We start from the raw sequence: 23161 nt of genomic DNA, 5'->3' as shown, positions 1-23161 counted from the left end.
ACCGGCAGCGCGTGCCGATCAGCAGAGCGACGCTTAGCGGACCGGCGCGTGAACCGGTGCCAGAGTACGGTGTTCGCTTTTCTGACGAGACGGTGCTTTATGCACCATGGTGTAGGCATAATCCACACCAATGCCATAGGCACCTGAATGCTCTTTGGCAATATTCATCACCGCATCGTAGGTATCACGGTTGGCCCAGTCACGCTGCCACTCCAGCATCACCTGCTGCCAGGTCACCGGCACCACTCCCGCCTGGATCATGCGCTGCATCGCGTAGTCGTGCGCTTCTTTGGTGGTACCGCCTGACGCGTCGGCCACCATATAGATTTCGTAGTCGCCTTCCAGCATCGCACACAGGGCAAAGCTGTTGTTACAAACCTCTGTCCAGAGTCCCGACACCACCACTTTTTTCCTGCCGTTCGCCGCCAGGGCATCACGCACTTTCTGGTCATCCCAGGAGTTCATCGAGCTGCGCTCCAGGATATCCTGTCCAGGGAAGACATCCAGCAGCTCCGGATAGGTATGACCGGAGAAGCTTTCGGTTTCGACCGTGGTAATGATGGTCGGGATATTGAAGACTTTTGCCGCCTTCGCCAGCGCAACAGTGTTGTTTTTCAGCACCTGACGGTCAATCGACTGCACGCCAAAGGCCATCTGCGGCTGCTGGTCGATGAAGATAATCTGGCTGTTATGTGGCGTGAGGACTTCAAGCTTTGCGTTGGACATGCGTTCACCCATAGAGGTTAAGTAACGGAATTTCCGCCAACCGGCGCGGAGCAAAAAGACGGTCAGGGCAGGTTTGTTGTCCTGCTGCTGGCTGTCTGGTCGCAGTGTAGGGCGACGTGCCACGGCAAACTATTATCTCTGCGTATAACTATACGAAGGTATAGGTATCCCTCTGTATAACTAGACGATCCCTCAGCCCGCTCACCATAATCCGGCTTATTCGTGCCCTGCTTATTGCGGCACTTCCTGTCCCGCGCTGAGTCGGACAACCCCGTTGAGGAGGATCTATGGTTACGCTGGGTAAAGCTGAACTGATACTGACCCATGGCAAATTTCACACTGTTGACCGCAGCAATCCGGTCGCAGAAGCCGTGGCAATTCGTGATGGCAAATTTGTTGCGGTCGGCACGCTGGCAGAGGCGATGGAGTATCACTGTGACGGCACTAAAGTGATCGATCTTAAAGGCCACACCGCCGTACCGGGCCTGAACGATTCACACCTGCATCTGATCCGCGGCGGGCTGAACTACAACCTTGAACTGCGCTGGGAAGGTGTACCGTCGGTGGCCGATGCGCTGCGGATGCTGAAAACACAGGCGCTGCGTACTCCATCACCGCAGTGGGTACGTGTCGTCGGTGGCTGGACCGAGTTCCAGTTTGCCGAGCGCCGGATGCCGACGCTGGATGAGATCAACGAAGCGGCCCCTGACACGCCGGTTTTCCTGCTGCACCTTTATGACCGCGCCCTGCTCAACCGCGCCGCACTGAAAGTGGTTGGCTATACCAAAGAGACGCCGAACCCGCCGGGTGGTGAAATCCAGCGCGACAGTAACGGCAATCCCACCGGCCTGCTGATTGCCCGTCCCAATGCAATGATCCTCTACGCCACGCTGGCGAAAGGCCCGAAGCTGCCGCTGGAACAGCAGATCAACTCCACTCGTCAGTTTATGCGCGAGCTGAACCGTCTGGGCCTGACCAGCGCGATTGACGCCGGCGGCGGCTTCCAGAACTATCCTGAAGATTACGAAGTGATCGCTGAGCTGCATCAGAAAAAACAGATGACGCTGCGTATCGCCTACAACCTCTTCACGCAGCGTCCGGGGCATGAACTGGAAGATTTTGAGAAGTGGACGGACATGCTGACGCCAGGCCAGGGCAGCGACTATTTCCGTCACAACGGCGCAGGTGAAATGCTGGTCTTCTCGGCAGCTGACTTCGAAGATTTCCTGGAGCCGCGTCCCGACCTGGCGCCCGGTATGGAAGATGAGCTGGAGCGCGTGGTGCGGCATCTGGTGGAGCATCGCTGGCCATTTCGCCTGCATGCGACCTATGACGAGTCGATCAGCCGGATGCTGGATGTCTTCGAGAAGGTCAACCGCGATATTCCGTTTAATGGCCTGCACTGGTTCTTTGACCACGCGGAAACGGTCACTCAGCGCAATATCGATCGTATTAAAGAGCTGGGCGGTGGCATTGCCGTGCAGCACCGCATGGCGTTTCAGGGGGAATACTTTGCTGAGCGCTACGGCATCGAAGCCACCCGCCACACGCCGCCGGTGCAGAAAATGCTGGAGACCGGCGTTCCGGTCGGCCTTGGCACCGATGCGACCCGCGTCGCCAGCTACAACCCCTGGACCGCACTCTACTGGCTGGTTTCCGGTCGCACCGTGGGCGGCATGCAGATGTATGACGTCAGTGCCCGCCCTGACCGCGAAACGGCGCTGATGCTCTGGACCCAGGGCAGCGCCTGGTTCTCCAGTGAACAGGGTAAAAAAGGCCAGATAAAAATCGGGCAACTGGCGGATCTGGCGGTGCTGAGCAAGGACTTCTTCAGCGTGCCGGAAGAAGAAATCAAAGGCATTGAGTCGGTGCTGACCGTGGTGAATGGCAATATTGTCTATGCCGCTGGTTCGTTCAGCGCGGATGCACCGCCCGCGATTCCGGTCCTGCCTGAGTGGTCGCCAGTGGTAAACGTGCCGGGTCACTATCGCAGCGCCCCGCCGGTTGCGCAGAGCCGGGCAGGCATGATGCCCGCCGTCCACCACTGCAGCGGTCCGTGTGGGGTTCATCAACACTCGCATGAGATTGCGCGGGGTTCCAGCGTGCCGGTCGCCGAAGATAACGCCTTCTGGGGCGCGCTCGGCTGCAGCTGCTTCGCGTTTTAATCATGAATAGCGCTATTGCTCTTTCGCCCCGCATCAACGCGGGGCTGTTCTTCCTGCGCCTGACCGGCAGCCTGCTGCTGTTGCAGGTGCATGGGTTGCCGAAAATTCTCCATTTCAGCGAAGAACTGACGCGAATCGAAGATCCCTTCGGGCTGGGACCGATGATGAGCCTGCTGCCGGCGATCGTGGCGGAAGTCATCTGCCCGGTTTTTATTATCATCGGCTGGGGAACCCGGATTGCCTGCCTGCCGATCATCGCGGTGCTGCTGGTGGCGATGCTGGTGGTTCACCCTGGCTGGTCACTGACTGAAGGCCAGTTCGGCTGGCTGCTGCTGATTATCTTTACCACGCTGGCGCTGACCGGGCCTGGCGGCTGGTGCATCGGCGCGACAAAACCTCAGGGGAGACGTTATGGCACAGGTTAATGATATCCACCAGCTCGATCAGGAACCGCCTGAGACGACTTCAGGTGAGGTTTCACCGCTACAGCCACTGCGACAGCCGGTGTTCCGCATGTTGTGGATCGCCACCGTGGTCTCCAATATCGGCTCCTGGATGAACGATGTGGGCGTGAACTGGAGCATGCTGACGCTGAGTGCCGACCCGCTGGCCGTGGCGCTGGTACAGGCAGCCAGCAGTCTGCCGATGTTTCTGTTCGCGCTGCCCTCGGGCGTGATGGCGGATATCGTTGACCGCCGCAAATATCTGCTGTTTTCCCAGCTCTGGACCTTTATCGCCGCGGCCGGGCTGACGGTGCTGGCCTGGACCGGCCATGTGACACCTGAGGTGCTGCTGGGCGCAGCTTTTTTGCTGAGCGCGGGTGCCGCCATGAGTTCACCGCCCTTCCAGGCGATCGTGCCGGATCTGGTGACCAAACCGGAGCTGGGGGCCGCCATTGCGCTTAACTCGCTCGGCATTAATATCAGTCGCGCCATCGGTCCGGCGCTGGGCGGCCTGATCCTCTCATTCACCGGCCCCTGGATGGTCTTCCTGCTCAATGCGTTGTCGGTGCTGGGCGTCGCCTGGGTGCTCTGGCGCTGGAAAGCGGAGCCGAGTGTGCAGCGCCTCCCGCCGGAGCATTTCTTCCCGGCGGTGCGTGCCGGTCTGCGCTACGTGCATGCGGCACCGGTTCTGCGTAACGTGCTGGTGCGGACCTTCGCGTTCTTTCTGTCTGGCAGCGCAGGCTGGGCTTTACTGCCGCTGGTGGCGCGTCGAGAGCTCGGCCTTGGCCCTGGTGGCTACGGCATCATGCTGGCCTGCATCGGTGTCGGCGCGATTACCGGTGCAGTACTGCTGCCGCGTCTGCGTCGTCGCCTGAGCTCCGATCGCCTGATGGTGCTCGCCAGTCTGATCTTTGCCCTGACTATGCTGGCGCTGGCTTTTGTGCGGCACTTCTGGCTGCTGAATGCGTTTGAGTTCTTTACCGGCTTCGCCTGGATAGCGGTGCTCTCAACGCTGAATCTCGGCGCACAGCGCAGCGCGGCGAAATGGGTCAAAGCGCGTGCGCTGGCGGTTTATCTGACGGTCTTCTTTGGCTCTATGACCGCAGGCAGCGCACTCTGGGGACAGCTCGCGTCGCACTTCAGCATTCCGCTGTCGCTCTGTATCGCGGCGCTGGGTATGGTGCTGGCCAGCAGCACCGTCTGGCGCTGGCGACTTGATCAGGATCCCGATCTTAATCTCGACATGATCGGTGACGGCGTCAATGCACCTGTGCTGGATATTCGTCACGAACGCGGGCCGGTTATGGTGAATTACGAATACCGGATTACTATTGATGATGCACACGCTTTTACCGTCTGCATGCAGGATATGCGACGGGTCAGACGCCGCGGTGGCGCCATCAACTGGTCACTTTATGAAGATATCCTGCAGCCCGGCATTTTCGTTGAGACGTTTGTGGTCGGCTCCTGGGTCGAGCATCTGCGTCAGAAAGAGCGCTACACTATCAACGACAAAAAAATAGAGCGGCGGGTTTTCGCTTTTCATCAGGGCGAGTGCTCACCCGAGGTTCGCTATCTGGTGGCGCCAGTGTGACTGGCGTAACACCAACTTTTTATCCATCACGTCATACAGAGGGCAATACCATGAGCACCTTTAAAACGACCGACGGCACACAAATCTACTTCAAGGACTGGGGTACCGGTAAACCTGTGTTGTTCAGCCACGGCTGGCCGCTGGATGCCGATATGTGGGACAGCCAGATGAAATTCCTGGCTGATAACGGCTATCGGGTTATTGCATTTGACCGTCGTGGTTTTGGTCGCTCCGATCAGCCCTGGATCGGTAACGACTACGATACCTTCGCCTCGGATATTAATGACCTGATCACCCATCTTGACCTGCAAAACGTGACGCTGGTGGGCTTCTCCATGGGTGGCGGCGACGTTACGCGCTACATCGGCAGTTACGGCAGCGATCGCGTCGCGGCGCTGGTGCTGCTGGGTGCCGTTACGCCCATCTTTGGCAAAACGGCAGACTACCCGCAGGGTGTCGATATGTCGGTATTCGAGGGAATTCGTGAGGGTCTGCTCAAAGATCGTGCGCAGTTTATCAAAGAGTTCGCCACACCGTTTTATGGTACTAACGCCGGACAGACCGTTTCAGATGGCGTGATGACGCAGACGCTGAACATCGCGCTGCTGGCCTCGCTAAAAAGTACCGTGGACTGCGTTACCGCGTTTGCGGAAACCGATTTCCGTGCTGACGTCGCGAAAGTGAATGTGCCGACGCTGGTGATTCATGGCAGCAACGACCAGATCGTGCCGTTTGAATCCACCGGCAAAGTGGCGGCGGAGATGATTGAGGGTGCTGAACTCAAGGTCTATGACAATGCGCCGCATGGTTTCGCGGTAACGCATCAGGATCAGCTGAATCAGGATCTGCTGGCGTTTCTTAACGCGCAGTGATGAAAAAAAAACTGCGCGGTGAAAGCCGCGCAGTTTTCATTTTAACGGGTTGGATGATTCACTTCATTCGGACGCAGATCGAATAACAGCACTTCTGCCCCGTCACCGTGACTGAACGACAGCGTTTTCTCATCACGGACCCGCGCGCCGTCTCCGGCATTAAACTGCAGGCCATTGACCCGGACACTGCCCCGCGCCACATGAATATAGGCGTAGCGATCGTCCGGCAGCGTGATCGTCTGCTGCTCATCGCCCTGGAACAGTCCCGCATAGATGCGAATATCCTGACGCACCCGCAGCGCCCCGTTTTCACCCTCTGGCGAAATGATCAGTCGCAGATTACCGCGTTTATCCGCTTCGCTGACGGAGATCTGCTGGTAACCTGGCGGCGTGTTCTTCTCAGCAGGCACCACCCAGATTTGCAGGAAATGCACGCCCTCAGTACCTGAGTGGTTGAACTCACTGTGGGTCACACCACTGCCCGCACTCATCAGTTGCACATCGCCGGGAACAATCACCGAGCCGGTACCCATTGAGTCTTTGTGCTCCAGCGCGCCTTCCAGCACATAAGAGATGATCTCCATATTGCTGTGCGGATGCGCACCAAAACCACGTCCTTTAGCGACACGATCATCATTGATCACCAGCAGATCGGAGAAGCCCGCCTGTTTTGGGTCCCAGTAGTTTGCAAAAGAGAAGGTGTGACGTGAATTCAGCCAGCCGTGATCGCCCACGCCACGTTGCTCTGACAATCTTTGCTCAATCATATTCTGCCCCTTCGTTGATTCGGGAAGTGCGAATGCCCTTCGATGGAAACAGCATATAAGTAAACCAGAGAGTCACACAATGGCGTTAAATGGCAATCACTGTCGCTTTTTGGTGGACAATAGAGGCGTGGTTAAACGGAGGAATGGCAGGCGAGCCGCGTGTTTAGCTGCTGCCCCGCACCACCAGCTCACCCGGTATGATCACGCATTGTGAAGGCGCATCGGGACACATGATTTTCTGCAACACCAGTTCACAGGCCCGACGGCCTATCTCCTTTGAGGGCTGCGCCAGCGTTGTCAGTGGCGGTGAGACCATTTCAGCCAGTTCGCTGCCGTCAAACCCCACCACGGCGATATCATCGGGTATCCGTAACCCCGCCTGCTGAATCGCCGTCATGGCACCAGCGGCAAGCGTATCAGACACGGCAAACACCGCGTCAGGAACGGTTTCGTCCGCCAGCAATTGTTCCATTGCCGCTTTTCCGGCGCTGAAGCTTAATTCGCTGGCACAGGCAATCGCCTGCCAGGTCAGGTGCTGTTCTTTGAGCTGGCGGGTGTAGCCCTGCTGACGCAGACGGGCATATCGGTAGCGGAGGTCGTGATTGATTAACGCGATGCGCTGACGTCCCCGCGCCGCAAGGAACTGCACCACGGACTGCACAGCGACATCATCGTCAATACCGACGCAGGAGACCTGGCCGGTGTCATCATGTTCGGCGCACTGAACCCAGGGGGCCGCGCCTATCAGCTGACTCAGCTCCGGCAGCTTGCTGAAGGCATCCATCGTAATGATGCCATCCACCATTTTGCCGGAGAGCAGTTGCAGGCTGGAGCGTGAACGCTCTATCTCCGCGCCCGAGTTGCACAGCAGGATGCGATAGCCATTTTTCTCGGCGTGCGCCTCTATGCCTTTAACCACCTCGGCGCAGAACGGGTTAGAGATATCTGAAACCAGCACCAGAATCATTGAGCTGCGCGCCGTGCGCAGCTGGCGAGCCAGCAGGTTTGGCTGATAATGGCTCTCATCGATAGCCGCGAGCACCTTCTGACGATTAGCTGGTTTTACGCTGTCGCTGTTATTCAGCACCCTGGAAACCGTGGCAACTGAAACACCCGCCATCCGGGCGATTTTCTGAACAGACATAAAGATCCCTCTGTTTTGATACGATCAAAGTCGCCTCACCACTCATCCGCTGAATCCACACCGCCATTTCAGGCGTTGCGATCCAGTCCCAACTGGTGGCGTACCGATGGGGCGTTCTCTGCTAACGCAAAATCATCAAACGCGCGGTCAGCCACGGGAATAATATGGCGACGGATAAACGCTGCACCTTCACGCGCCCCGGTTTCGCCCTCCTTCAGGCAGCACTCCCACTCCAGTACCGCCCAGCCGTCATAGTCATACTGCGCCAGCTTGCTGAAGATACCACTGAAGTCGATCTGCCCGTCGCCCGGCGAGCGAAAGCGTCCGGCACGGGCCAGCCAGGGCTGATAACCGCCATAGACGCCGCTGCGCCCGTTAAGCTGATATTCAGCATCCTTAACGTGAAAGGCTTTGATACGCGGATGGTAGAGGTCAATGAACTGCAGATAGTCGATGTGTTGCAGCAGCAGATGGCTGGGGTCAAACAGAATGTTGCAGCGCGGATGGTGATTCACCTCCGTCAGGAAACGCTCAAACGTGACACCGTCATGCAGGTCTTCGCCGGGATGAATCTCATAGCACAGGTCAACGCCGTGATGGTCAAACACATCCAGTACCGGCAGCCAGCGCCGGGCCAGTTCGGTAAATGCCTCGTCGAACAGCGCTTCATGGTGCGGCGGCCAGGGATAGAACCAGGGCCACGCAAGCGAGCCGGAAAACGTCGCGTGTGCGCGCAGACCGAGTTTTTCCGAGGCCGCCGCCGCACGCTTCAGGGCGGCGATAGCCCAGTCGGTGCGCCGGGCGGGATCGCCCCGCAGTGTTGCTGGCGCAAAATTATCAAATGCGAGGTCGTATAACGGGTTCACCGCCACCAGCTGCCCTTCAAGATGGGTAGACAGCTCGCTGATCTCCAGTCCGAAACCGGCCAGCATTCCCCGGACATCATCGCAATAAGTCTGGCTGACCGCTGCCTTTTCAAGATCGAAAATAGCGGGCTGATGGCAGGGGATCTGCAGCGCCCGATATCCCAGCGCGGCGGCCCACTCCGCCAGACCCGCCAGCGAATTAAACGGCGGCTGCGAGGTGATAAACTGCGACAGGAAGATGCCCGGTCCCTTAACTGTTTTCATCAGTAGCTCCTGTTTTTCGCTACCGCCTAATCACGGTATTTAAACGAGAAGAAGAAGATAATCGCAATCAGCGCAGCGGCAACCGCAGGGATCCACCAGAAGATTGCCCAGCTCTGCGCGCTGGCGTGACCTGCCACCAGATGGTTGTAGAGTGCGCCGGAGATTTGCGACCCCAGCAGCATGCCTATGCCGTATGTGAACATCACCACCATGCTCTGCGCCTGCCCTTTTACCTTTTCACCGGCAATCCGATCGGTGTAAATAAATCCCACTACGAAGAAGAAGTCATAGCAGACACCATGCAGCAGAATGCCGAGGTAGATCAGCGTGCGCGTTTCATCACTCAAGCCCAGCGCAAACAGGGCATAGCGAACAAACCACGCCGTCATCCCAATCAGCAGCATGTACTTCACACCCAGGCGACGAAACAGCAGCGGGATGATCAGCATGAAGGCAATTTCAGACATCTGGCCCAGCGACATCAGCGTGCTGACTTCGCGGATACCGGCATCCGCCAGCCAGGAGGCCGTAAACGCGTAGTAGGTGCCGAGCGGAATGGAGATCAGGGTGGCGCACAGCGCAAAGACCATGAAATGACGCAGCCGCAGCAAGGCGAAGGCGTCGGCGCAGAAGAGATCGCGGACTTTTAACGGTAAACCTTTAGCCGGTGCCGGGGTGTGAGGCAGCGTCAGGCTATAAATGGCCAGCAGGACCGAACAGAGTGCCGCCAGCTGGAACACCACGACGCTGTCCGCAATGCCGGTCACGCCGATAAAGATCCCCGCGACGATCCAGCCGATGGTGCCGAAGACCCTGACAATAGGGAAACTCTTCTCACTGCTGGCGAGACTGTGAAAGGCGATGTTATTCGAGAGCGCCAGCGTCGGCATAAAGCAGAGCGTATAGCCAAATAACAGGGCGATTAGCAACGCGCCGTTCTCTGCGATCAGTGCCTGCGGCACGAACCAGAGAATCGCTGCACCCGCCAGATTCATCACGGCCATCACTTTCTGCGAGGGAAAGAAGCGGTCCACCAGCATACCGAGCACAAACGGCGAGAGAATTGACGCAATAGGCCCGGCTGAAAACGCATCCCCAATCAGCAACGGCATATTGTGACGAGTCATCACCAGCCCCAGCGTTACCGACCAGCTGCCCCAGATAAAGAACTGCATAAACATCATCAGAGAGAGGCGCGGCACCAGCAGCTTATGCTGCACCCGCTGACCAGCACTCACCTGCACCGTTGCAATCATGAGAACCTCACGAATAAGTAATCGATTACTTTCAGCCGGATTTAAAAGTAATCGATTACAAGCATTCATTCTTTCGCCGCGATCACAAACTGGTAACAGTACGTTATCATCTTTTCGTTATTCAGCATGGTGATGTGACATCTGCTCAGGTCGTGATATCCGCTACCCGCGCTTTACGAAAACGGTAGCGCTCATAAAGCACTGAATAGAGGCCGCCGCACACCACCAGAACCGCACCGATGACCGTAGTGGTAGTCGGCAGGTTACCCAGCAACAGATATCCCACCGCGACAGACCAGATCAGCGTGGTGTAATCGAACGGCGCCAGCAGCGAGGCTTCGGCGTACCGCAGGCTCAGGGTCATCAGAATCTGCGTGATTCCGCCCAGCAGCCCGCAGCCTATCAGTAGCGCTACCTGATTACCGTGCGGCACTTTCCAGCCGCCCGGCAGCGTGATCAGCGACGTTAACGCTGTGGTGACGGCGAACCAGAAGGCGATGGCACCCGGCTTCTCTTTGCCGTTAAGAAACCGAATCTGGACCAGTGCGCAGGCGGTACAGAAAGCTGCCATCAGCGCCAGCAGAATGCCCGCCGACGCGGAGAGCGAGAATGACGCCGACTGCGTCAGCGAAAGATGCCCGGAAAACATCACCAGAATGCCGCTGAAACCGGTAAAGACCGCCACCCAGCGATGGTGCCGCACTTTTTCACGCAGCAGCAGTGCCGCCAGCAGCACGGTAAACAGCGGCGCGGCATAGTTAATCGCGGTGGCGTCGGTCAGTGAGATGTAGAGCAGCGACAGATAGCTGAAATAGAGGCCGCCGGTTCCGGCCAGCCCGCGCACAAAATGCCCGCGAATATTACGGGTGCGAATACCCTCCAGCACGCTGCCCTGGAAACGCAGCCAGATAAGCAGCGGGACCAGTGCCAGCACAGAGCGGAAAAAGATCACTTCGCCGACCGGGATTGCGCCATCCAGTCCTTTTACACAGGCCAGCATCAGCGTGGAGCTCAACGCAGCTGTGATCTTCATCGCTATGCCAGCGGACGCGTTCATAAGGTTTTTAATCTCAGTGGGGAAAATAAGCAGTAAAATCAGCAGACTCAGACAACATACTGGCACAATGCTGTGCAGCAATCTGCCGTGATTGCGCCGCAGACAGCAGATTATCTTTTTTTGCCGCCGCATCACGGCATGAAGAGGCATGTGGGTCCGTATTCGTGCTGGTAGACTTCTGCGTTCTGCCCTGTTTTATGGGCCGCTTCTCATATGGAACGGGAGTTAATGATGTCCACGCTGCGTTTACTGTTATCGGAATCCAGTGATCCCTGGTTTAACCTGGCCGTTGAAGAGTGCATTTTCCGGCAGATGCCCGCCACCCAGCGGGTGCTGTTCCTGTGGCGGAATGCGGAAGCGGTGGTGATTGGGCGGGCGCAAAATCCGTGGAAAGAGTGCAACACCCGGCGCATGGCGGAAGATGGCATCCGTCTGGCGCGTCGCAGCAGCGGCGGTGGCGCGGTGTTTCACGATCTCGGCAACTGTTGTTTCACCTTTATGGCAGGCAAGCCGGAATACGATAAAAGCGTTTCAACTGCCATTATCCTGAGCGCGCTGAATGCGCTGGGCGTTCCGGCGGAAGCATCCGGCCGTAACGATTTAGTGGTGAACACCGCTGACGGGCTGCGCAAAATCTCAGGTTCCGCCTACCGTGAAACACCCGATCGCGGTTTTCATCACGGCACTATTTTGATGGATGCCGATCTTTCCCGGCTGGCAGATTACCTTAATCCTGATGTGAAGAAACTACAGGCCAAAGGGATTACGTCAGTGCGCGCCAGGGTCGCCAACCTGACGGAGTTAACGCCGGGTATCAGCTATCAGACGATCTGCTCCGCGGTGACGGACGCTTTTTTTGAACATTTCGGCGAGCAGTGTGAGCCGGAGATGATCTCTCCCGACGCACTGCCCGACCTGCCTGGATTCACTGAGCAGTTCGCAAAGCAGAGTAGCTGGGAGTGGAATTTCGGTCAGGCACCTGACTTCTCGCATTTGCTGGACCAGCGTTTCGTCTGGGGCGGTGTGGAGATTCACTTCGATGTCGAACGCGGCGTGATCAGCCGCTGTCAGATTTTCAGCGACAGCCTCAATCCCGCACCGCTCGAAGCGCTGGCCCAGCGAATGCAGAACGTCACTTACCGGCCCGATGCACTGGAGCACGTGCTGAGTCAGCTGGTTGCCGATTTTCCGGCACAGCAGGCGGAGCTGACAGAATTGCAGCAGTGGCTGATCGCAAGCTTAAGATGAACAGGCTCAGTCTGAGACTGGCCCGCGCGAAACGCTGTCGCGGACGAAGACATCGCGCATATATTCAGCCAGGCATAAACGCAAAAAACCCGCACAAGGCGGGTTTTATTATTATCAATTCAGGCTTATCTGCTCAGGCTATTGCCGTCATCGCGATTGTAAGCGTCATTGATAACAGAGGCTTACATAGGAACTACGTTTGCCGCTGAAGGACCTTTAGCGCCGTTTTCAATAGTGAATTCGACCTGCTGGCCTTCGTCCAGAGTTTTATAATCGTTGCTCTGGATTGCAGAGAAATGTACGAATACATCTTTGCTGCCGTCCTGAGGAGAGATAAAACCGAAGCCTTTACCCGCGTCAAACCATTTTACTAAACCAGTCATTTTATTAGACATCGATATTTCCTTAATTTATGAGCCACAAGTGGCGAAGATGGCCTGTCTTCCAGAAGGTTACTTACCAGGATTTTAGGAGGAGACTCATGAAGAAGGGGTATCTTGAGATATCGCTTGCACTGAGGACTGCTTTACTAAAACTGCTTTGATAAGGTCTGTGTTCCAAACCGAGGTCGCTATTAAGTCATGCCTGAGCGACTTAAGCAAACATTATTTTAATTTAATTTTAACATCCAGACGTCCGGAGCGCCCTGATTGATTTTTAAAGCCTTTTCAATTTTCAGGGCTGTCGGATGGATAATGATTGCTGAATGGTCTGATTAATTAAAACGACGTGATTAGCGTTGCAAAAAAAATAATACCTCAGGTCCGGGCAAATGCGGCGCAGCGGCCATGTCTGTCGCTGCGCCCTGCACTATTTCGGTCAGGCTGGCTGTACCTGCTGACGCGCAGCATGGCGCGCCGTCATTACAAACACCATCAGACCGGCCACACCCAGCGCCACGCCGACCCAGGCTGTGGAGATCCAGCCATAGCCCAGCGACACCGTCAGGCCACCGAGATAAGCGCCCATCGCATTGGCGATATTCAACGCCGAATGGTTCATTGCAGCCGCCAGCGTTTGTGAATCATTGGCGACATCCATCAGGCGAATCTGTAACGACGGCAGCAGCACCGAGCAGGAGCCAATCAGGAAGGTCGCCAGCAGTCCGGTGGCCACATGCTGAACCAGTACCGGGAAGGCCAGCATCACCAGCACGTTCCATAACAGCGTCCAGCCAATAATGTTGAGCACCGCACCATCAGCCAGACGGCCACCGACCAGATTACCGATGATCATTCCCAGTCCAAACGCCACCATCGCCCATGGGATGAGTGAAGGAGAGATGCCAGCGATATTAATCAGCGTCGGCGCGATGTAACTGAAGATCGCGAACATGCCGCCAAAGCCGACCGCGCCCACCAGCAGGGTCAGCAGCACCTGCGGGTTTTTCAGCGCACCCAGTTCGCGCATCGGATGTGCATCCGCATCGCCTGGCGTGTAAGGCACATAGCGACCAATCAGCAGGCAGGTCAGAAGACCAATCGCGCCCACAAAGGTGAATACCACGTGCCAGCTGAATAGCTGCCCAATCCAGGAGCCCAGCGGCACGCCAATCAGCGTCGCGACGGTCAGGCCCAGCATCAGAGACGCCAGCGCGCGGCCGCGCCGTTCAGGCGGTACCAATGAAGCCGCCACCAGGGAGGCCACGCCAAAATAAGCGCCGTGCGGCAGCCCGGTCAGAAAGCGCGCAATTAGCAGCCCGTGATAGCTGTCGGCCATTGCGCTGGCGACATTACCGATGCTGAACAGCGCCATCAGGATCAGCAGCAGCAATTTACGCGCCATCCGCGCTGCCAGGACGGCAATAAACGGTGCGCCCACCACCACACCCAGCGCGTAACTGGCGATGGCGTTGCCCGCCTGCGGTTCGGTGATCGCCAGAGAGCGTGAAACATCGGGCAGCAGGCCCATCATGATGAATTCACCGGTTCCGATACCAAAGCCGCCCAGCGCCAGAGCGAGTAATGCCCAGCGGATAAAGCCGGCATCGTCGGTTTTATGATTTTTTCTTAACAAAATTGATTCCCAATGGCCTGAACTGAAAAGCTGACGTGAGCCGGCGGGAGAAAGCAGAACGTGTTCCCGTCCGGATGAAGCGGTTTGACTATAGAAAGTCATGCCGCGCTAAGCAACCCATTTTGTGATCTGACGCACAGTTAAGTCTGTGCCAGCGGCAGGCTTCCACTGTACTGGTCAGGAACGAATCACTCTGTGCCCGCTCACAATCCAGAGAGACCAGGCAGGCTTAAGTCGGGAATGTCTGCTTAACTGACCGGTTAACGCGTCTTTATTTAACAGGTTACTGAACAGGAATCAGCAGATGACGACCAGAGTGATTTTTCTTACCGGTGCCAGCGGACGCATCGGCCGGACCTTCTTCGCAGCCACCCAGAGTCGCTATCGTTTTATCCTGACGGATGTGCGGGAGCCCGACTATGCGATCTCTGCCCCGCATCGGTTTATCGCAGCGGATTTGTCGCAACCGGATGCGGCAGCGAGCTTACTGTCAGACGAATCTGTCGATACCGTCATCCACCTCGCCGGTATCCCTGATGCACAGGCCAGTTTCGACGTTCTGCTGCCCGCGAACATTCTCTCCACCACCTGGTTACTGAAGGCAGCCGCAGAGCATCGCTGTCGTCGTCTGGTGTTTGCCAGCAGTGCGCAGACCATTGAAGGCTATCCGACAGATGTTCAGATACATCCCGGCATGGCTGTCTGTCCTGCAAATCTGTATGGCGTCACTAAATGCTTTGGGGAAGCCCTTTGCGCTTTCTATGCCAGCCAGCACGGTCTGAGCTGCGTGGCACTGAGAATCGGAGCGTTTGAAGCAAAACTGGATAACAGCCAGCACACGGCGCGGGATTACAGCGCCTGGCTGAGTCCGGATGATGCCGTCCGCTTGCTGACCGGCGCTGTCGAGGCAGAGAACATTACCTTCTTTATTGGCTACGGCATTTCCGATAACCGCTTTAAACGCTTTGATCTGACACAGACGCGCGAGGTGCTGGGCTATATACCGTCCGATAACGCATTCAGAGCCTTTACCCCGGGTGAACTGGATTATTAACCCAGCTCCCGCGGGCGTTGCGGTGCCGGATTCTGGCGCTTTATCTCAACAGCCGCCGGGAACTCGGGGGTTGCTTCAGCTTTGTACCAGAGATCGGCAAATCAGTGCGTGCCGGTATTTACCCGACGGCCAATGTCTTTGAGCTGTGAATATTTCTCCAGCAGCTGAGGGCCATCATCCAGACTCATCGCAAACATCCACATATAGGTCATCACCGAATAGATATGACCGGCATTGGTGCCGCCACGGCCCGACATCACCGCGATGGTGACTGCGAACAGCAGTGCCGCCACGCTACCGATGGCCAGATAGCCGCACGCTTCCCGATCCGAGAGGCGGATCCGCAGACTGGCCAGCACGCCATAGTGGCGGCCTAGTGACGCGGCGTTCGCGTTGCTGACAAAGCTCACCTCTTTCTCCAGCCGGTTGTTAAGACGGCCAAACAGCGCATCGTTCTTGCGGGTAAATCCCGGCAGGAAACAGGCGAAGAACAGCAGGATCGCCAGACAGCCTGCGCCGGTCCAGAACTCGATAGCCAGCAGCATCACTGCCGCACCGGTCATTGACGCCAGCGAAGTAATCAGCACCGGCAGATGCTTCTCGAAAAAGTCGACAAACTCGCGAGACAGCGCCACCCGCGCAGCAATCGTCGACGCGCTCTGTTTTTCATTGCGCTGTGCCACAATCACCGGCACGGCCAGCTCAGCATAGATGCGGGCAAAAGTACGGGTATCGACACTGCGCCGCGCTGCGCCGATGGCCCACATGGTAAAGACCATCGCCGCATAGAGCACCGCATGCCAGGTCCTGCCGGAGAGTATGGCGTTGATAGCGAAGCCCGCCAGCAGCGGATAAAGCAGATACATGACGTTTTCCGCCACCACCAGCAGCAGCGTGAGGAATAGCTTGCGGCTATGGCGGCGGCCAAGCATTTTTAATGTCAGAATAGCGCTGCGGGGAGCCGCAACGGGCAGGATCGTTTTTGAGGAAGACATAGTTTCTGTTTCTGATAGAGTCACTCTTGAGCGGTTGCTCAAGTACGAAAAGCAGTCTATTTGAGCAGTTGCTCAAAGTCAACGTGGCAGTGATAGAGAGAATAATGAAAGAGTCGGCTGAAGTATTAAGAACCAAAATCCTGGATGCAGCGATAGTGCTGTTTATTGAGAAAGGGATCGAAAAAGTGACCACCCGTGAACTCACCGAGTCGGTAGGTATTTCACGCAGTCATATTTACCACTACTTCAGCAACTGGCAGACACTCTGCCTGGCGGCGCTGGAACGCTTTATGCGGGTCGATTTTGAAAGTTTTGCCGACACACTGGCCGTGCTCACACCGCGTCAGCGGCTGCATACCCTGTTTGAAAGCCATCTGCCGAGTGCGCCGGATGCCACCTGGCAGCTCTACGCCTCTTTCTGGCAGACGGCAGCGCACAATGCTGCTTATGCTGCACTGGCTGAAGAGATGACTGAAGTGTGGCAGGCACTGATGGAGGGGATAATTCGTGACGGTGTCACCGACGGCACGCTGCGATGTGATGATGTTCCCCGCACCGCCAGGCAAATCAGCGCCATGCTGAACGGCTATGCGGATTTGCTGACCATAAATCCTTCAGAGTCCAAAGCTCGCGAAGCCATGACAGACCTCGACCAGTTTGTTGAATTTGCCCTGGGGCCATGCCGTTAATCCCGCTTAATACGGTTTACCTTTCGCCATGTATTAATTAAATGTTAAAGAAAGGTTTATTGTTTTAATTAGCGTGCAGTTTTAAGCGGCTATAAATGCGAGTTCGTCAGTTAAGCTGACTTATGCTTTTTACGTCTGAAAAGCCCCCTTTTTGATAGCGTTTTTCGCCGGAAACAGCTGTTTACACAGATTATAATCATTGACTTGGCGCCTGGTGAAACGGGTAAGCTGGTGTTTTTACGCCATTTATTAGAAAGCCATTAGCGTAGCGGCAATAATGCATGCGGTCATAAACCCACCAACTGATTGATTCCTATAGCAAAGAATGTGTTATCTGCCGACAAAATTAATCATTGAGTCGGACCTGAAAAACACCTATATTGGCCGCGCTTTACACATAGCCACCCATTTTAATTCATTTATTCAACTGTGACGCTACGCCCGTCCCGGTTGTAGGAGAGATATGATGACGGATAAAGTCCGTATTGATAGTTTGAATGCACAGAACTTAAACGCAACCAACGAAACCTATTTAGCCCGTCAGGCTGAATTTGAATCAAACGTTCGAAGTTATCCTCGCAAATTGCCGTTCGCGATTGCGAAAGCTCAGGGTGTCTGGATCACCGACGTCGAGAATAATCAGTATCTCGACTGTCTTGCCGGTGCCGGAACGCTGGCGTTGGGTCATAACCATCCAGACGTTCTGCAGAGCATTCAACATGTCATTACCAGCGGCTTGCCGTTACATACTCTCGATTTAACTACGCCGTTAAAGGATGAGTTCTCTGAATACCTGCTCTCGTTATTACCGGGTCAGGGCAAAGAGTACTGCCTGCAGTTTACCGGTCCGTCCGGCGCAGATGCCGTTGAAGCGGCGCTGAAACTGGCGAAAAAGCACACCGGCCGTTCCGGTATCATCAGCTTCTCAGGTGCCTATCACGGTATGACCCACGGCGCGCTGTCGGTCACCGGCAACCTGTCACCGAAAGAAGCCGTAGACGGCATGATGCCGGAAGTGCAGTTCATGCCTTATCCGCACCTTTATCGCTGCCCGCTGGGTATTGGCGGTGAAGCGGGCGTGAAAGCGTTGACCTACTACTTCGAAAACCTGATCAATGACGTTGAAAGCGGCGTTCGCAAACCTGCGGCGGTGATTCTGGAAGCGGTTCAGGGTGAAGGCGGGGTTAACCCGGCACCGGCTGAGTGGCTGCAGCGCATCCGCAAAGTGACCAAAGAGCACGGCATTCTGCTGATCATCGACGAAGTCCAGGCGGGTATTGCCCGTACCGGTAAATTCTTCGCCTTTGAGCACGCGGGTATCGAGCCAGACATCATCGTAATGTCCAAAGCGGTCGGCGGCGGTCTGCCACTGGCGGTACTGGGCATTAAGAAAGAGTTCGACGCCTGGTCTCCGGGTCACCACACCGGCACCTTCCGTGGCAACCAGCTGGCGATGGCTACCGGCCTGACCACGCTGAAGCTGCTGAAAGACAACAACATCGCTGACAAAGTCGCGGCACAGGGCGAATGGCTGAAAGGCAAACTGGGCGAGCTGCAGCAGCGCTACCCGGTTATCGGCAACGTGCGGGGTCTGGGTCTGATGATCGGCATTGAGCTGGTGAAACCTGACGAGCCTGCTGACCACATGGGCAGCTTCCCGGCAGACGGTGAGCTTTCTGCGCTGGTACAGAAAAAATGTTTTGAGAACGGCCTGATTCTGGAGCGTGGCGGACGTCACGGCAGCGTATTACGTCTGCTGCCTTCCCTGCTGATCACAGATGCAGAACTGGACGTGTTCCTGGATAAATTTGAAAACGCCCTGCTGTCCGCTGGCGTGAAAGCAGTTTAAGTGGAGTGAATGCAATGTCCCGGTTAAACCCGATTCTGGCGGCCTCAGCACAGAGTACCGAGGCCTACCAGCAGGCGATTGCCCAGAGTAGCGCGGCCGTCGTTAAGTGGCTGGAACAACCTGAGATGTATCAGGGAAAAACCGTCGCAGAGCTGCGCGAGCGCATCACGCTGGACTTCAATCCTCTGGGCCTGGGTAACCAGGCCGCGATTGAACGCGCCATTGAGTACTTCCTCAAAGACAGCCTGTCGGTGCATCACCCGCAGTGTGTGGCGCACCTGCACTGTCCGAGCCTGGTCATCAGCCAGGCGGCGGAAGTGCTGATCAACGCCACCAACCAGAGCATGGATTCATGGGATCAGGCACCGTCTGCCACCCTGATTGAGATGAAGCTGATTGAGTGGCTGCGCACCCAGGTCGGTTATCAGCCTGGCGACGCGGGCGTCTTCACCAGCGGCGGCACTCAGAGCAACCTGATGGGTCTGATGCTGGCGCGTGACGCCTGGTTTGCGCGTCAGGGACATTCTGTTCAGCAGGATGGCTTAACCGGCGATCTGAAGAAGATTAAAGTCTTCTGCTCAGAGAACGCGCACTTCTCCGTACAGAAGAACATGGCGCTGCTGGGTCTGGGCTATCAGTCCGTCACGCAGGTGAAATGTGATCAGTTTGCCCGCATGGATATGGATGACCTGCGTCAGAAGCTGGCCGCATCTAAAGCTAACGGCGAAAACATCCTTGCGATCGTTGCCACGGCGGGTACTACCGATGCCGGTGCAATCGATCCGCTGCGTGAAATCGCGGCGCTGGCAGCGGAAGAGAACATCTGGGTGCACGTCGATGCGGCCTGGGGCGGCGCGCTGCTGCTTTCAGAGAAGTATCGTGACTATCTGGATGGCATTGAGCTGGTCGACTCCATTACCCTGGACTTCCACAAGCAGTTCTTCCAGACCATCAGCTGTGGTGCCTTCCTGCTGAAGGAGGCACGTCACTATGAGCTGATGCGCTACCAGGCGGCCTATCTGAACTCGGAGTTTGATGAAGCACAGGGCGTGCCGAATCTGGTATCCAAATCGCTGCAGACCACCCGTCGTTTTGATGCACTGAAACTGTGGATGGGTCTGGAAGCGCTGGGTCAGAAGCAGTATGCCGAAATCATCGATCACGGTGTGACGCTGGCGCAGCAGGTGGCACAGTACGTTGAAGAGCAGCCTGCTCTGGAGCTGGTGATGAAACCGCAGCTCGCCAGCGTCCTGTTCCGTTATCGTCCGGCGCATCTGGCGCACCTCAGCAGTGCGGATATCGCCCTGCTGAACCAGCGCATCGGGGATGCCCTGCTGGAGTCAGGCCGCGCTAACGTCGGCGTGACCGAGCACGATGGCGTCACCTGTCTGAAGATGACCCTGCTGAACCCAACGGTAACGCTGGAAGATATCAAAGTGTTGCTGACGCTGGTGGAAACGACGGCACAGCAGCTGGTGTAATTCATTACATCGGTTCACACCACAGAGGCGCCTTCGGGCGCCTTTTTATTTTTCTGCCACGCTTTTTGCTTTTAATATCATGATGACCTGTTCATCCCTGTCCCCCTATCCATCATCTGACCTCTTCATCTCAGGTCCTGTACTGACTGATCCATTCGGTGCAAAAATCGAGGTACGCGAGCGTAATGGCCGAAGGATGTTTGTGTCGCACATAGAGCAGATGCAAAGGCGTCGAATAAGGCGGGCTTTGAGGCAATAGCCGCACCAGCTTCCCACTTTCCACATCCGCTTTGACCATGAAATCGAACAACAGGGATACGCCGGCACCGCTGAGTGCATAGTGGCGCAAAGCCTGTGCACTATTGGAGGAAAAGAATGGCTCAAATTTTACCGTCTCGTTACCGGAAGACCATTCGAAGTAGCCACTGTTAAGCCCTTCCCAGCTGGCTATCGGGCAGGATGTCAGGGCCGCCAGCGTCTGCGGATGACCAAAACGTTCAGCCAGCGCGGGGGTTGCGACAAACCATGCCTCAATATTCATAACCGGTCTGGCAACAACATCCTCGGTATGCAGAGCACCCAGCCGGAGTGCTACATCAATCCCATCCTCATAGAGGTCGACCACTCTTTCCCCTGAGTGGCAAAAGACTCTGATATCAGGATAACGTTGCTGAAACGCATGCAGTAACTCCCACCATAATGTGAAATCCGCTGGCACCGATATGCGCAGTTTACCCGCCAGTTTGTGCGCGGATGTCACCGTTTTTCTGGCATCTTCCAGTAACTCCAGACCCGGGCGCGTCTGCTCAAAAAACTGCTGGCCTTTATATGTAGGCCTGACGCCCTTTTTGGATCGCTCCAGCAGCTGCACATCCAGAGCCAGCTCCAGCTCGTTGAGTTTACGCACCAGCGTGGAGATGGGGATCCCCGTCCGGTCACTTGCGGCAGAGAAGCTGCCTGCCTGAACAACGGTGATAAATAACTTCGTGGCGTTAAGATCCATTATCTTTCCATATATGGCAAACACCTGCCAAATTTTGCCCGTTTACTTCATATTTTCAACTATTAAACTGCCTGTTCTGGCGGTTAAGTGAAGAATAAAACGGCCAGGGGATCAGGTAACGCGGTCTGGTTCAATGAAATAAGTCTGGCGATACGCTCAGCAGAAAAGGAAAAAACCGATGAAAAATTGTGTGACGGAAATTCTGAATATTCGCTTTCCCATTATTCAGGCACCTATGTATTTTCTGACCGATGCAACCTTTGTTGCCGCGGTGTCTGACGCAGGGGGGTTGGGAATTATTGGCCCAAATGCCGGGCAGGACACCCTGCCCGAGTCACGCTTCGATGCGCTGGAACGCATGCGTGAGCAGATTCGTAAAACGAAGCGCCTGACCGACAAACCTTTTGGTGCAACGCTGATCAATGGACCAGATATGAGTTTCTGGCGGCCAACGGCTGAAATGTTTATTGATGAGAAGGTTGAGGTGGTGTTAATTAATGAGCTGCTTGATCCCGAAATATTCCATTTATTAAAACAGCACCGCATTAAAATCATTTATCGTGCGCTGACTCCCGATGTCGCCAATTCACAACAGGCCGAAAAACTGGGCGCCGATATTATTGTCGCTACCGGATTTGATGAGGGGGGAACCGTACCCGCACGCATTATTGGTACATTCAGCATTGTCCCCATGATCGCTGACAGTGTGAAGATTCCGGTGCTGGCGGCCGGTGGCATTGGTGATGTACGTGGCGTGCGTGCAGCGCTGGCGTTAGGCGCAGAAGGCGTCTGGATAGGTAGCCTGTTTTTAACCGCGCAGGAAAACCCGGCAGATGAAAAGGTAAAGCAACTCATCGTGGCCTCAAGCGCGGAAGATTTGCTTCTTTTCCGCACCCTGCCCGCGTATTACCGGACATTACCCACCCCGCTCAGCCCCAGGCTGGCAGAGCTTGATGAGCAGGGAGCCGATCGTGAAACGCTGTTCAGCGCAATGAATGGCTATCACGCATTGTGGCAGGCGATGCGTCTGGGCAATATTGACAAGGGCGTAGTTTCAACAGGCACCGGCATCTCAATGATAAAATCAGTGCGTTCCGTCGCAGCTATCATTGCCGATCTGGCGCAGGATTTTACTACCACGCCCGACGCACGGAAATCAGACGAAACGGTTCACAGCCTCAGGTCTGCTTAATCCTGCACCGGAATCAGCTCGCCGCCGCCGGCCAGCCAGATTCCGGTCTCCTGCATGTCGCTTTTAACAATGCCCTCACGACGTAAACTATGTATGTTCAATTTTTATTGATCAAACGCGCGGAAGAGAAACCGACGGATTTAATGATTCTGTTTAGCGCGCGTTTAATATAGAACCTGCACAGATTCTTTATTTCATCTTATATGGATAAACCGCATCACGATCAAAAAATAACGTTTACCTTTCAGCCATAATAGACCAATATTCAACTTAACTCTTTGAATAAGCCACAATAACGGCTATTCACCTGGGTTAATTAATTCATCAGGAGTAATGGCTTATGCTGCTGCGTAAATTAATCATCATTATTATGGGTCTGATTATGGCGGCCGTGATTATCATTGCCGATAACCATGCCGATAAAGTCCGCTCGCGCGATCAGGTTTTCAGTTTATCGTCATCGCAGGATCGCTAATCTGT

The 23161-nt window shown here is 55.7% G+C and carries 21 protein-coding genes; 11 read left to right on the top strand and 10 right to left on the bottom strand.

Features of this window, described 5'->3' with window-relative positions:
• Positions 1 to 33: 33 nt before the first annotated feature.
• Positions 34 to 726 (bottom strand): hydrolase, encoded by a 693-nt coding sequence (locus FA92_RS21125; protein ID WP_013196231.1) that lies wholly within the window; start codon positions 724 to 726, stop codon positions 34 to 36.
• A 287-nt stretch (positions 727 to 1013) separates the two neighbouring features.
• Here FA92_RS21125 and FA92_RS21120 point away from each other — a divergent pair, with 287 nt between their 5' ends.
• The 4 genes from FA92_RS21120 to FA92_RS21105 are packed head-to-tail and all read left to right on the top strand — an operon-like array spanning position 1014 to position 5800.
• The gene (locus FA92_RS21120) at positions 1014 to 2891 is read left to right on the top strand and encodes an amidohydrolase (RefSeq protein WP_033785064.1); all 1878 of its coding nucleotides are present in this window, start codon (positions 1014 to 1016) and stop codon (positions 2889 to 2891) included.
• 2 nt (positions 2892 to 2893) lie between these two features.
• The gene (locus FA92_RS21115) at positions 2894 to 3316 is read left to right on the top strand and encodes a DoxX family protein (protein WP_033785062.1); all 423 of its coding nucleotides are present in this window, start codon (positions 2894 to 2896) and stop codon (positions 3314 to 3316) included.
• Positions 3303 to 4928, top strand: a complete 1626-nt coding sequence (locus FA92_RS21110) for an MFS transporter (RefSeq protein ID WP_033785060.1) — start codon at positions 3303 to 3305, stop codon at positions 4926 to 4928. The genes FA92_RS21115 and FA92_RS21110 overlap by 14 nt, the downstream gene beginning before the upstream one ends.
• A 50-nt stretch (positions 4929 to 4978) precedes the next feature.
• Entirely contained in the window at positions 4979 to 5800 is an 822-nt protein-coding gene (locus tag FA92_RS21105; RefSeq protein WP_033785059.1) for an alpha/beta hydrolase, read from the top strand.
• 41 nt (positions 5801 to 5841) lie between these two features.
• Here FA92_RS21105 and FA92_RS21100 read toward each other — a convergent pair whose 3' ends face one another.
• The 5 genes from FA92_RS21100 to FA92_RS21080 all read right to left on the bottom strand — a co-directional run bounded on the left by FA92_RS21100 (position 5842) and on the right by FA92_RS21080 (position 11154).
• The gene (locus FA92_RS21100; RefSeq protein WP_013196226.1) at positions 5842 to 6567 is read right to left on the bottom strand and encodes a pirin family protein; all 726 of its coding nucleotides are present in this window, start codon (positions 6565 to 6567) and stop codon (positions 5842 to 5844) included.
• A gap of 163 nt (positions 6568 to 6730) precedes the next feature.
• Positions 6731 to 7711, bottom strand: coding sequence for a LacI family DNA-binding transcriptional regulator (locus FA92_RS21095; RefSeq protein WP_033785057.1), 981 nt, complete (start codon positions 7709 to 7711; stop codon positions 6731 to 6733).
• Between the two features lie 68 nt (positions 7712 to 7779).
• Positions 7780 to 8841 (bottom strand): sugar phosphate isomerase/epimerase, encoded by a 1062-nt coding sequence (locus FA92_RS21090; RefSeq protein ID WP_033785055.1) that lies wholly within the window; start codon positions 8839 to 8841, stop codon positions 7780 to 7782.
• Positions 8842 to 8867: 26 nt separating this feature from the next.
• Complete coding sequence (locus FA92_RS21085) at positions 8868 to 10097, bottom strand: MFS transporter (RefSeq protein WP_033785053.1); 1230 nt, start codon at positions 10095 to 10097, stop codon at positions 8868 to 8870.
• Between the two features lie 145 nt (positions 10098 to 10242).
• Complete coding sequence (locus FA92_RS21080; RefSeq protein WP_033785179.1) at positions 10243 to 11154, bottom strand: DMT family transporter; 912 nt, start codon at positions 11152 to 11154, stop codon at positions 10243 to 10245.
• Positions 11155 to 11385: 231 nt separating this feature from the next.
• Between FA92_RS21080 and FA92_RS21075 the strand changes: the two genes are divergently transcribed.
• Positions 11386 to 12402 (top strand): lipoate--protein ligase A, encoded by a 1017-nt coding sequence (locus FA92_RS21075; protein WP_033785178.1) that lies wholly within the window; start codon positions 11386 to 11388, stop codon positions 12400 to 12402.
• A 182-nt stretch (positions 12403 to 12584) separates the two neighbouring features.
• Here FA92_RS21075 and cspA read toward each other — a convergent pair whose 3' ends face one another.
• Positions 12585 to 12797: an RNA chaperone/antiterminator CspA gene (gene cspA, locus FA92_RS21070; protein WP_003855207.1), complete on the bottom strand. Its 213-nt coding sequence runs from the start codon at positions 12795 to 12797 to the stop codon at positions 12585 to 12587.
• A 424-nt stretch (positions 12798 to 13221) separates the two neighbouring features.
• On the bottom strand, positions 13222 to 14418 hold the full coding sequence (locus FA92_RS21065) for an MFS transporter (RefSeq protein WP_033785051.1): 1197 nt from the start codon (positions 14416 to 14418) through the stop codon (positions 13222 to 13224).
• Positions 14419 to 14722: 304 nt separating this feature from the next.
• Here FA92_RS21065 and FA92_RS21060 point away from each other — a divergent pair, with 304 nt between their 5' ends.
• Positions 14723 to 15472: an NAD(P)-dependent oxidoreductase gene (locus FA92_RS21060; RefSeq protein ID WP_033785049.1), complete on the top strand. Its 750-nt coding sequence runs from the start codon at positions 14723 to 14725 to the stop codon at positions 15470 to 15472.
• Positions 15473 to 15573: 101 nt separating this feature from the next.
• On the opposite strand, the gene FA92_RS21055 is transcribed toward FA92_RS21060, so the two are convergent.
• On the bottom strand, positions 15574 to 16467 hold the full coding sequence (locus FA92_RS21055) for an ABC transporter six-transmembrane domain-containing protein (protein ID WP_033785047.1): 894 nt from the start codon (positions 16465 to 16467) through the stop codon (positions 15574 to 15576).
• A gap of 104 nt (positions 16468 to 16571) precedes the next feature.
• Between FA92_RS21055 and FA92_RS21050 the strand changes: the two genes are divergently transcribed.
• The 3 genes from FA92_RS21050 to FA92_RS21040 all read left to right on the top strand — a co-directional run bounded on the left by FA92_RS21050 (position 16572) and on the right by FA92_RS21040 (position 20486).
• The gene (locus tag FA92_RS21050) at positions 16572 to 17156 is read left to right on the top strand and encodes a TetR/AcrR family transcriptional regulator (protein ID WP_013196216.1); all 585 of its coding nucleotides are present in this window, start codon (positions 16572 to 16574) and stop codon (positions 17154 to 17156) included.
• A 463-nt stretch (positions 17157 to 17619) separates the two neighbouring features.
• A complete protein-coding gene (locus FA92_RS21045; protein ID WP_013196214.1) occupies positions 17620 to 19005 on the top strand; it encodes a diaminobutyrate--2-oxoglutarate transaminase in 1386 nt (461 codons plus the stop codon).
• A gap of 14 nt (positions 19006 to 19019) precedes the next feature.
• On the top strand, positions 19020 to 20486 hold the full coding sequence (locus FA92_RS21040) for an aspartate aminotransferase family protein (protein ID WP_033785044.1): 1467 nt from the start codon (positions 19020 to 19022) through the stop codon (positions 20484 to 20486).
• A 130-nt stretch (positions 20487 to 20616) separates the two neighbouring features.
• On the opposite strand, the gene FA92_RS21035 is transcribed toward FA92_RS21040, so the two are convergent.
• Positions 20617 to 21489: a LysR family transcriptional regulator gene (locus tag FA92_RS21035; RefSeq protein ID WP_033785043.1), complete on the bottom strand. Its 873-nt coding sequence runs from the start codon at positions 21487 to 21489 to the stop codon at positions 20617 to 20619.
• A 178-nt stretch (positions 21490 to 21667) separates the two neighbouring features.
• On the opposite strand from FA92_RS21035, the gene FA92_RS21030 reads away from it, so the two are divergent.
• Positions 21668 to 22681 carry a nitronate monooxygenase gene (locus FA92_RS21030; RefSeq protein WP_033785042.1) on the top strand — a complete coding sequence of 338 codons (1014 nt, stop codon included), beginning with the start codon at positions 21668 to 21670 and terminating at the stop codon, positions 22679 to 22681.
• Between the two features lie 340 nt (positions 22682 to 23021).
• Positions 23022 to 23156: a hypothetical protein gene (locus FA92_RS23790; RefSeq protein ID WP_013196210.1), complete on the top strand. Its 135-nt coding sequence runs from the start codon at positions 23022 to 23024 to the stop codon at positions 23154 to 23156.
• Positions 23157 to 23161 lie beyond the last annotated feature (5 nt).

This window comes from Pantoea sp. 9140 (genome assembly GCF_000745295.1).
GTDB classification, from domain to species: domain Bacteria; phylum Pseudomonadota; class Gammaproteobacteria; order Enterobacterales; family Enterobacteriaceae; genus Pantoea; species Pantoea vagans.
This window is presented reverse-complemented; position numbering and strand designations above follow the sequence as displayed.